1 protein-coding gene is annotated in these 1,013 nt (G+C 61.0%); it reads left to right on the top strand.

The features are described from left to right. Nucleotides 1-12: 12 nt before the first annotated feature. The coding region (locus AC0Z35_RS28300) for a hypothetical protein (protein ID WP_485133324.1) at nucleotides 13-1,013 on the top strand (1,001 nt) is incomplete at its 3' end.

The raw sequence follows: 1,013 nt of genomic DNA, 5'->3' as shown, positions 1-1,013 counted from the left end.
GCCGTACGCACGATGCGCAGAGGCTATCTGTACCTGTTCACGAAGCGCTACATGAAGGACTGGTTCTGCGAAAGTGCCTATCGCACCTATGACACCGGTCTGTTCAAGCGTGTCTTTCCCTATGCGCCCCAGCATCACGCTCTTGAGCCGATCCATGAACCCACAGCCCGTGTGCACGATCTGCACGGCCCGGCCGAAAGCGGCCCCGGTGCCTGGACCGTGTGCCTGAAAGCCCCCGAAGACATTGAAGAACTTCGCGCGCTGTTCACGCCCGATCCCTTGACAAAGCGCATGCTGGACTTGATATCCAGCTTCAGCCCGCTACGCAATCAACTACAGAACTTCGATATCCGAAAGCTGCTGATGTCATGCTCGCGTACGCCGGACGTGCTGGACCCCAGCATCATCGACGACACGCTGGCGGACGCCATCGCACAAGATCAGCCTGACACCGCGTCGGTCCGGGCAGGCCAGCTTTATTCCGATCCCGAGAACCGCTACGCGCGCCAAATCGTCGCCCTGGATCTGAAGGAAAGCGCACGCCGTGCTCGCGGCTTTGGCATCGTGCTGCACGACGCCATCGGGATCACGCAGCAGCTCAATAGCTGGCGCAACGACGCCTATGAAGCCGTGCAGCGGTACTTGGACAAGAAGGACGGCAAAGGCGTCGAGAACCAGCGCAAGGTCTTGGTGGCCCAGGCGTTTACCGACGTCAAGCAGCAGTTCGAAACCCGGTCGGCCGCGCTGGAAGCCCAACATTTCATCGATATCGAGCGCGCCAGGGTTTACGACCCCGGCATGGCGGTGGGCCGCAACTGGGTCTTGAACGACGACGAGCGTGAACGCTGGGACAGCGCAGCAGACCAATACATCACCCAGTTCGAAGACGCGATGCGCGCCAAGGTCCAGGCGAAGCTGGACAGCGGTGAGTACCGGCGCAGGTTCGACAGCAAGTATCTGTCTCCGGCAAAACCGGGGCAGGCGGTGCACGTGGCGGACATGGACGTGGAGTT

Source organism: Achromobacter sp. 1L-A-4-B-C2 (assembly GCF_057291955.1).
This window is presented reverse-complemented; position numbering and strand designations above follow the sequence as displayed.